Consider the following 9,336-nt stretch of genomic DNA (forward strand, 5'->3'; position numbering starts at 1 on the left):
ATGAACGTTGCAGGCAAACTGGTTGTTGTCCTTTGTTGTGGCGGGTTTATGCTCTTTCCCATGACCTGCCTCGCCGCGGGAAACAAGGCAAACACGATCCCTCTGGTTGAGATGCTGCAACAGAACAAGGCGAAAGTTTCTACCGACCAGAAAAGCATCATCGATCTCAAGGGTGAAGTGCTCGCCAACCAGACCCCGACCCCCGTACTAAAGAAACGCGACCCCATGAACTCGGTGCTGGATGCTGCGAAAGACAAAGATGCCAAGACTACCCTGATCGTGAATTGCAACAAGAAATGCGCCATGGTGACGCGGCATTGCTACCTTGACGATATAGGGAACACCATCTGCCTGAACGTATGTGACAAAGAAAGCCTGGTCTGCGAAGAAATGGCAAACTGACCCGCCCCAAAAAACAGACGAGCCCCGGAGATCACCTCCGGGGCTCGTCTGCACTCACCTGCTCTGTCCGCTGTCCACTCAATCCTTGGCGTGGCATTTGTTACACAAGCTTCTCTGGTAAAGCGCGTACCGGCTTGCCGGACGGTCATAGAAGGTCTTCCTGGTTTCCGCCTCGGTGCGCCCCTGCGCATCGTCTACCGAGGCACCGTTGTCGATACCCGGGTACCTGCCGTTAGCTACCAGCATGGTCGACTTGGTGTTCCACCTGGTCATGCTGTCCCACCCCGAGGCATGGGCCCTGTGGCAGGAGAGGCACATGACGTTGGCGCTTCCATCCGGGCCGCTCGCGTTGGAGCCGTTGCTGTTGGCCACCTGTTTCAGCACGGTGTAGTCGTCGGTTCCCATCTCGAACGGCACCATCGAGGTGTAGGCCGTGTCCTGCTTGCCGCTTAGGTTCCCCGATGCGACGTAGAAGTTGTAGTTGTAGGTGGTGTCTGCCGAGAGCCTCGCGTTGTTGCCCGCAGGGTGCTGGCTGGCGCGCATCCCGTCGCTTTTGTGGATGCTGCTATGGCAGTTCTGGCACCACTCCGACATGCCGCTGCCGTAGGCTACGCGGGTATCGGTGGACGCCTCGGAGCGGTTGTAGGTTACCGGTGCCACTGCCGCGGGCGGGTCGGCCATGAAGGCGGCGCCACTGGACCATTTCTGCTGGTAGCCTTTGCCGGCCAACATGCGGTAGGTACTAACCGAGGAGAAGCTGTCCGGATCCGCGCTGCTGGTGTAGGACCCGGAACCCCCGACCGCGGGGCCCGTAGTGGAAATCGTTCCGTTTACGTCCCGGCGGTACCTGCCGTGCGGATCGTGGCAGCTGGTGCAGGAGAGATTCGCCGATTGAAAGGTCCCCCCCGGGGCGGTACGGAGCGTGCCGTCCGCGGCGTAGCTGTAATCGGCCGCGACGATGTTGTGTCCGTGCCGGTCGCCCGAGCTCCGCTCGTTGCCACCGTCTTTGGCCTGCCACTGGAAGTTTTTCCTCAGCCACCCGAAATCGCCGCCCGGCGTAAGCTGGGTAGGGGCCAGGCCCGCTCCGAGGTTGGAAGAGGACACGAAATGCCCCTGGGGCTGCATGGCGCCTTGCGGCGCTTCGTGGCACCTAAGGCAGGTCGAACTGGGGTCCGAGCCACGCAACATGACCTTGCCGTTTCTCGATCCAACCGCACCGCGGGCAGCCGCGCCGTTAGCTGCTGCCGCATCGCCCGTCTCGTCATTCCTGGCTGAAAGGTGGCACTCTTCGCATTTGCCCGCGCTTCCCGAGTGGAACGATTCCGCAGCGTTTGCGGATTGCGCCGGAAGCCCCGTGATGACCAAGCTAAGAATAAAAACTACCGCGCCCAGGTATGCCATGACTGATCTCCTTATTTCTAGAGCTGTCCTGGGGTTTACACTAGCTGTGCCAGATCCCGCGCGGCGTCGTTCCGTTGTGTAACATCTCGATGTTTTGCTTGTTTTTCGCTGCGAGCCTTTTTAAGTGAAAGGCGGTTTCAATTTTAGCTGCACCTGATGTTGAACATCGGTACAGCTGATTCCAGATTTTGTACTGGAGTTAATCAGGGGGAGTTGGAATGGCTGGGCCTTCACAAAGATCGCTGAAAAGTTATAAAGAGCGGATCAAGATAGAGGCGGTCAGCCCGGAGGACGCCGGGGTCGCATGACGAGGAAAACAGCATTGCGGGGAGTTGCCGGGATACCTTCCGACAGTGCTAATCGCTTGGATTGACAGGATGTAATGCCTGCTAACTCTCTGCCGTGTAAGAGAAAACCGGTTGTGGCGCTTAACTGTAATTAATATGTTGTCAATAAATGTTTTTTGACAGTTAGTAGAGTTTATGATAAACGAAGAGTAAATTAGAAAACCTTTCTGTTGCCTTGTCGCTTGCTGGCCAAACGGTCACTGCACTCATAAAAGCGTCTTCTGATTCGGCGTCATCCCATATCATAGCGAACCCTTATGTCAGGGCCATATAGCTGCAGTCCGCACGTTGCGGTAGCTGCCGACTCCGTACTGCAAAGGAGTATTTTTATGTCAGTCAGATGCTTTTATCCGGCACGTGTGAGGTCTGTTCTGGTCGCGGCGGCATTGCCGCTGATGCTCGTTTCAGGGTGCGGCCAAGAATCCACTTCTTTGCCTGGTGCTGCAGCCAGCAAGCCCGCGACGTCCAAACCGACCACCGTGGCTACCAAGGCCGAGGTCGGCCAACTCCCGGCACGCGGAAAACAGCGGCTCAGCGCTCCTCCCGCCGTTGCCGTGGTCGGGATGATCTACATCGATGCCACCACCGGCAAAGAGAAGATCTTCGACGGTGCTTCCTGGGTTCCCCACGACAATACGGTCGACAGTTACTACGCCACCCACAAACCCGCGGCCAAAACCCCGGCCAAGACCGCCGCTTCGATGGTGCAGACCGACGTCTGTACCGACGGCGACCCCGCCTGCACCCCGTCGGGTGCTCATGGCGGCCCCGGCTCGACCCCTCCCGGCCACTACGCCTTTGCCTGCTCGGTATGCCACAAGGTGGGCGGACGGGTCTCCTTTGCCAAGAACGGCCCCGCCTTCGGATCCGGACTGCCTGCTCCGACCTTCGATGCTACCGCCAAAACCTGCTCCAACGTGGCCTGCCACGCGGTCAGCGGTACCTTCAGCTACTACGTGTATGACTATGGCCTCGATGCCAACGTGCTCACGACGGTAAGCTACGGGGGCGCGGCTCCCCGTCCGACCTCGTCCTGGTTCTCGACGGGGGCCGCCGGCTGCACCGCCTGCCATGACGACCCTCCCCGCAACGGCTCGACCGGCTCCAACGTCTGGCATAGCGGCAATCATGGCGGTCAGGGTCCCACTGGTGCCCGTAACCAGTGCCAGTTCTGCCATCCCGACGCGTCGAGCCCCGGTAACGGCATAGGCGATACCATCACCAATCCGGCACTCCATGCAAACGGCGTCGCAGACGTGGTGGTCACCTTTACCTCGGCCTGCTTTACCTGCCACTGATCGTCGGCAGGTTCGGGCGGTAACGGTACTCCGGTCGATGCCACATCGGCCATTCTCGAAAGTTGAAATCAATCTCCGTGCAAGGGCAAATCCATCGGAAGATGGGGACGCAAAGCATCAGGTCCCAAGTTCGTGAGAACCGGACGGCTGAGCTACCGGAAGTCTTGCTGAAAAGGAGGAACTATGTCAGTCAGGAATTTGTTTCCGGAACGCACCCTGTTTACCCGGCTCGCCGTAGCTTTGGCTTTTGTGGCCTGTGCCGGCTGCGGAGACGAATCGACCGCGCCGCAAACGGCCGCGGAAACCGGCACGACGGAAGCCAAAGTGGCTTCCGCCGCCACGCCGGTGGACGTCAGCAAGCTTCCGCAGAAGGCGCGGCAGAGACTTGCGGCGCCTCCCGCCGAGGCCGTGTTCGGCATGATCTATTTCGATACCACCAAGGGGAAGGAGTACATCTTCGACGGTGCCTCCTGGGTCCCCCATGACAGCACGGTCGACGCGTACTATGCCGCCAACAAGGCCTCGGGCGCTGCCAAGAGTGCAGCCCTGATGGTGCAGGCCGACGTCTGCACCGACGGCGATCCTTCCTGCACCCCGACGGGCGCCCACGGCGCCGCTGGTACGACACCCGCCGGCCATTATGCCTTTGCCTGTTCGGTGTGCCACAAGGTAGGGGGGCGCCTGGTGTTCGACAAGAACGGTCCGGCCTACGCGGCGGGCAAACCCGCTCCGACCTACGACGCCACGGCGAAGACCTGCTCGAATGTGGCATGTCATGCAGCCTCCGGCACCTTCACCTACTACACCACCGACTGGAGCGACGGTTCTGTCGTCCTGACCACGATCAGCTACGGCAGCGGCTCCCGCTCGACCCCTTCCTGGTACTCCACGGGTGCCGCCGGTTGCTCCGCCTGCCATGACGATCCGCCCCGCAACGGTTCCACCGGGAGCAACGTCTGGCACAGCGGTTACCACGGCGGCCAAGGCCCCACCGGTGAGCGCAACCAGTGCCAGTTCTGCCACCCCGATGCGACGAGCCCCGGAAACGGCATCGGCGACACCATCACCAATCCGTCGCTGCATGCCAACGGGTCGGTGCAGGTGCAGGCGACCTTTACCACGGCATGCTTCGGCTGCCACTGACGTCCAGGCGCGTCGGCGGGGCCGCCCGCTAGTACTGGCAGGGTGCGGCAAAGAAAATCTGGGATAAAAGAAAAGGGCAGCTGAATCAGCTGCCCTTTTTGCGTATCGCCTGCTTCCACAGAAACCGTCACACCTTGCCGGGTATCGCTGCCGCCTCAACCCGCCTCCCCACTCCGTTCACCCTTTTGTTTCTGCCGCCCTGCAAACGGATGGCTTGGCTGGCCGTGCGCGTTAGGCTGCCGGTCCGTCCCGGTTCCTCAGCTTTTGCTGTGCCCCCCGTGAAGCCTCAGTGGCATCCGAAGCAGGAACTGGTAAAGGTCGCCCGAACGTTCGCCACCCCGTTTGCGTGGAGAGAGGGATCGATAATCGTGTCGCCTATGCCGTTTCCCGGGCTCGTCGCATCGGGGTGGCAGAACTGGCATTGGTTGCGGACGCCGGTAGGGCCTTGCCCGCCGTGGTAGCCGCTGTGCCATACGTTGCTGCCGCTCGAGCCGTTGCGGGGCGGGTCATCGTGGCACGCGCTGCAGCCGCTGACGTTACCGGTGCCGTTCCAGGGAGGCGAGCTGCCGGTTCCGGTCGTGCCTCCGTAGCTGACCGTTATCAGGGTGATGTCGCCGTTGCCGTCCGGGAGGGAGTAGAAACTGTAGGTCCCTTTGGAAACGCCGTGACAGGAGACGTTGGAGCAGGTCTTGGCGACCGCGTCGAACGTGGGCGCGGGGAGATTGGCAGAGTATGCCGTAGGGGTAGAGGTCTTGGAGAAGGAAAGGCGCCCGCCCACCTTGTGGCACACCTTGCAGTCGAAGCCGGCATGCCCTCCGTGTGCCCCGGTCGGCGTGCAACTGGGGTCCCCGTCCACGCAGACCTCGGTCGCATCGAGCGCCAGCGCTTTGGCGCTCAACTTCGCTTTTTGCTCTTTTGCCTTGTAGAAATCGTCAACGGTGTTGTCGTGGGGAACCCAGTCGGCGCCGTCGAAGATGTAGCTGCGATTTTCAGTCGTGTTGAACCAGCGCATCCCGAAGGCGGCTGCCTGCGGCGCTGTCGTGCCGCTGACCTTGCCTTTGACGGGGAGTGCGCCTAGCTCGGCATTCTTTGCCAGGGAAGGGGCGGCCGCGCTTTCTTGCGGAGGGGCCGGCTCACTGCCGCACGAAGTCATAGCGAACATGGAGATGGCTCCGGCCAACATAAGAGCCGTCCGGAGCGTGGGATTCAGGCGGAAATCGGTCATGATTTTCGTCCTCCTTGGTTTTTCTCCGGTAGCCCAGCTGTCCGGTTCGGTGAACGTGGGACCTGTGGCTTTGTGCCCCCATTTTCCAATGGGTTTACTATGATCAGAGTGTGTGGTTAAGAGATAATCCGGCTGTTAACCTGCAGACCCTCTACCTGCAGCAATGAGTCTCTGTTCTGGTCCCGCTCGTGACAGGTCCCCTGTCAAACGCCAGCGGCCCCGCTTCTGTTTGCTCCCCAAGGTCCGGCACATTTCCTCACCTCCTCTCTTCGAGTGTCTGGGAAATCCTGATCCAAGTGATGCGGGACGGTCGAACCGAGAGGTTCCCCCGGAGGTAAGGTAGCGAGGTCCCCGGTCCGCCACCCTTGAAGGTTAGCCGTTGGTGATTGCCAAGGATTAATCGACACGAAGAAAGGGAACTTTAGTCATCTACGTCAGCTATTTTCCTGCCTCGACAATTAGAAAACCGGTGCCTGAGAGAGCACTACTGAGTGAACCGTGCCAACGTGGCGTGGCAAAATGTCAGCTGTGGCGGACCACCGGCGCCTGAAAGGCTCCCTCATATGCGACACCGTAACTGTTGACAGTAGCGCGTTACATGCGGTAGCCTCACCTGGCCGTTATGTCTTGATTTTTTGTCGATAGTGGAAGGATCAGCCTGATGGCTGCGATCCTCCTGTCTGGGCAGGGGGCAGGGGGGGCTGGTCTGTACCGGTCGAACCGAGGATGGAGGGGGCTTACCGTCAGGTGGTGCGCCTGTGTATCGCTGAACGGGGACGGGGCAAGACGAGGCCGATGGTCACGCAGATTGGATCAAGCGGGAGGTCAAGCTGTTGTCTCTGCCTTTTTTGAACTGTGAGGTGTTTTTTGCTGACCGGGTTTGATAAGAACTTTAAAAAGTGGCCTATTAAGGTCAGGCTCTCGCTGTTTATCGTCCTGCTGTCCACTTTTTTCCTGTTCACCATGTACCACTTTATCCACTCATCCCTGCACAGCAGCCTGTCGCAGGTACAGCGGGACTTCGTTTATGACCGGCTGCACATGCTGCACGCCATCATCGAAGAGAACCCGAACTACCTCCAGGTAATCCAGGCGGACGTGGAGTGGGAAGTGGAAAACGTCATGTTTCCACACTACTACCTGCGCTTCATCGACGAGTCGGGCCGGGTCGTTTTCGAAACCCGGGGGATGAACAAGATACTGCCGCAGCAATGGTTCCCCGCTCCGCCCAAAAAATTCGACTCCTATCGCAAAGACACCGTCCGGCTAGCGAACAACGGCCGATATTTTCTCCTTCAGTCCGATTCCATGATCCCTTCCCGGGACAAGCGAAAGCTGACCATACAGATTGCCCTTGACGTGAACACGGCGGTGAAAATTGACGAAAAGAACAATTTCAAAATCATACTGATTGCGATTTCGCAGATTTTATTGCTGCCAGTCATAATATTCCTGGTAATTAGAAAGGTGATCAAGCCGCTTGACGAGCTGGTTCAGGTGGCTGAGCACATCAGCTGCAACAGGCTCACCGAAAGGGCCGATCCGAAAGAATGGCCGATCGAGATCGAGCGTCTCGCGGTAACCTTCAATGCCATGCTCGATCGCCTGGAAGACTCGCTGGCCCGGTTGTCCCATTTCGCGGCCAACCTGGCCCATGAAATCCGTACTCCCATCAACATCCTGATGGGGGAGGCCGAGGTCGCCCTGATGCATGACATGGAGCCCGAGGACTACAAGAAGGTGCTGGAGTCGAGTGTCGACGAGTGCGCCCGGCTATCCCGCCTGGTCAACAACCTCCTGTTCCTGGCCAGGGCCGAGAATCCCGCCAGCCACATCGAACGCACCGTTTTCGATCCTGTCGAAGAGATCGAGGATCTCTATACGCTGTACGCGCCGATGGCGGAAGAGAAGGGTGCGAAATTCTCATGTCACGGCCGCGCCCTTTTGAGCGGAGACCCGCTGCTGTTTCGCCGGGCTATCAGCAATCTGTTGCTCAACGCCTTGAACTACTCGCCGCCAGGCGTGGAGGTGAACATAGTGGTCCGGGAGGCAGGCGATCAATCCCTGGAAATCGTGGTGAGCGACACCGGCTTCGGCATCCCCCAGGAAAAGCTTCCCTGGATTTTTAACCGTCTGTACCGCGGAGACAGTTCCCATTTACTCAATGCCTCAGGTGCCGGACTCGGACTTTCCCTGGTGAAGGCGGTCATGGACCTGCACGGTGGCTCGGTATCTGTCGTGAGCGAGCTTGAGGTGGGGACGACGTTCACGCTGCACTTCCCGAACCAGCCGGCCGGCAAAGTAGCCGCGGCAGGCTGATTCGTTGAACTTTCAAAGGATAAGGGGAACATCATGCGCATCTTGATTATCGAGGACGATGAAAAAACCGGCGCTTTTCTTAAGAAGGGGTTTTCGGAATACAGCATTGCAGCTGACGTCGCGGAAGACGGGCAAAAGGGGCTTTCCCTGGCCGTCAAGGAAGAGTATGACTTCATTATCCTGGATCTGACGTTGCCGAAGATGGACGGTTTGACTGTCATTACCGAGCTGCGCCGCACAAAGATGACTCCGGTGATCATATTGACCGCGCGGGACTCGGTACCCGAACGCATAAAGGGGCTGCAACTGGGAGCGGACGATTACCTGGTGAAGCCGTTTTCCTTTTCCGAGCTGACCGCACGGATAAGCGCCGTTCTCCGCCGTGGCCCGGTTCTCAAAGAGGAGCTTTACCGGGTGGCGGACCTGGAGATCGACCTGGTGCGGCAGAGGGTGAAACGTGGTGGCAAGCGGCTTGACCTGACCCCCAAGGAGTTCGCCTTGCTTTACCTGCTGGTCAGCAATTCGGGTGAAGTGATCTCCAAGATGAGGATCGCCGAGCACATCTGGAATACCGATTTCGACAGCTTCGACAAGATCTCGAGCATCATCGACGTCCACATGACGCGGCTGCGGGCCAAGGTCGATGAACCTTTCGAGGAAAAACTGATCCACACCGTCAGGGGGAGGGGCTACGTTCTCGAGGAACGTTGATGAGTCGCCTGCGCCACCTGGTGCCAGGTAGCGCGGAACCGGAGTTCAGAATGGTGGGACCTAGGTCCCACTTTTCTTTTTGGAGGAGCCTGCCTCTCTTGTATCCTTCGTGTCCCGGAGGTCGCCCGCCCCCTGCAGAGAGCCCAAAAACCAACCTTTCCAAATCTTAAGAAATCGGTATGTCTTTGTTAAGCCTTCTTCGGACCGTTCCCGCTAAAACCGAAAGTCCCCCGCGTTCCCGCCTGTACCAGGTCCCCTCCTTTCTGAGAAATTCCTTTTGTAGGACCCGCGCTTGAATTTATTACCCCAATAGTTACGGCGTATTGTCGTGAGTGCGGCTTGCGCTGCGGCGGTTTGGCACGCGGCGTGTAATAGGAGATACAGGTTTGCAGCACATGTCATGAAGTCAACACCACAAAAGGAGACAGTACATGAAAGCAACGAAGATCTTTGCCGCAGCAGCAATCTTCACCCTCGCTACCGCTGGTAG

7 protein-coding genes and 2 riboswitches are annotated in these 9,336 nt (G+C 58.9%); of the genes, 5 read left to right on the top strand and 2 right to left on the bottom strand.

The window, feature by feature from the left end:
* A complete protein-coding gene (locus GMST_RS20145; RefSeq protein WP_183356510.1) occupies positions 1-402 on the top strand; it encodes a hypothetical protein in 402 nt (133 codons plus the stop codon).
* A 78-nt stretch (positions 403-480) separates the two neighbouring features.
* On the opposite strand, the gene GMST_RS20150 is transcribed toward GMST_RS20145, so the two are convergent.
* Positions 481-1,803: a cytochrome C gene (locus GMST_RS20150; RefSeq protein ID WP_246399938.1), complete on the bottom strand. Its 1,323-nt coding sequence runs from the start codon at positions 1,801-1,803 to the stop codon at positions 481-483.
* A gap of 778 nt (positions 1,804-2,581) precedes the next feature.
* Between GMST_RS20150 and GMST_RS20155 the strand changes: the two genes are divergently transcribed.
* The gene (locus tag GMST_RS20155) at positions 2,582-3,448 is read left to right on the top strand and encodes a CxxxxCH/CxxCH domain c-type cytochrome (RefSeq protein WP_246399940.1); all 867 of its coding nucleotides are present in this window, start codon (positions 2,582-2,584) and stop codon (positions 3,446-3,448) included.
* 74 nt (positions 3,449-3,522) lie between these two features.
* A riboswitch (cyclic di-GMP riboswitch) is annotated at positions 3,523-3,608 on the top strand.
* A 23-nt stretch (positions 3,609-3,631) separates the two neighbouring features.
* Positions 3,632-4,591 (top strand): cytochrome C, encoded by a 960-nt coding sequence (locus GMST_RS20160; RefSeq protein WP_183356512.1) that lies wholly within the window; start codon positions 3,632-3,634, stop codon positions 4,589-4,591.
* A gap of 286 nt (positions 4,592-4,877) precedes the next feature.
* Here GMST_RS20160 and GMST_RS20165 read toward each other — a convergent pair whose 3' ends face one another.
* Positions 4,878-5,753: a cytochrome C gene (locus tag GMST_RS20165; RefSeq protein WP_246399942.1), complete on the bottom strand. Its 876-nt coding sequence runs from the start codon at positions 5,751-5,753 to the stop codon at positions 4,878-4,880.
* 87 nt (positions 5,754-5,840) lie between these two features.
* Positions 5,841-5,925, bottom strand: a riboswitch (cyclic di-GMP riboswitch).
* A 758-nt stretch (positions 5,926-6,683) separates the two neighbouring features.
* On the opposite strand from GMST_RS20165, the gene GMST_RS20170 reads away from it, so the two are divergent.
* Positions 6,684-8,135 carry a heavy metal sensor histidine kinase gene (locus GMST_RS20170; RefSeq protein WP_183356514.1) on the top strand — a complete coding sequence of 484 codons (1,452 nt, stop codon included), beginning with the start codon at positions 6,684-6,686 and terminating at the stop codon, positions 8,133-8,135.
* A gap of 33 nt (positions 8,136-8,168) precedes the next feature.
* The gene (locus GMST_RS20175; protein ID WP_183356515.1) at positions 8,169-8,846 is read left to right on the top strand and encodes a response regulator; all 678 of its coding nucleotides are present in this window, start codon (positions 8,169-8,171) and stop codon (positions 8,844-8,846) included.
* The last annotated feature ends 490 nt before the right edge of the window (positions 8,847-9,336 follow it).

Source organism: Geomonas silvestris, from assembly GCF_014193515.1.
GTDB lineage: Bacteria > Desulfobacterota > Desulfuromonadia > Geobacterales > Geobacteraceae > Geomonas > Geomonas silvestris.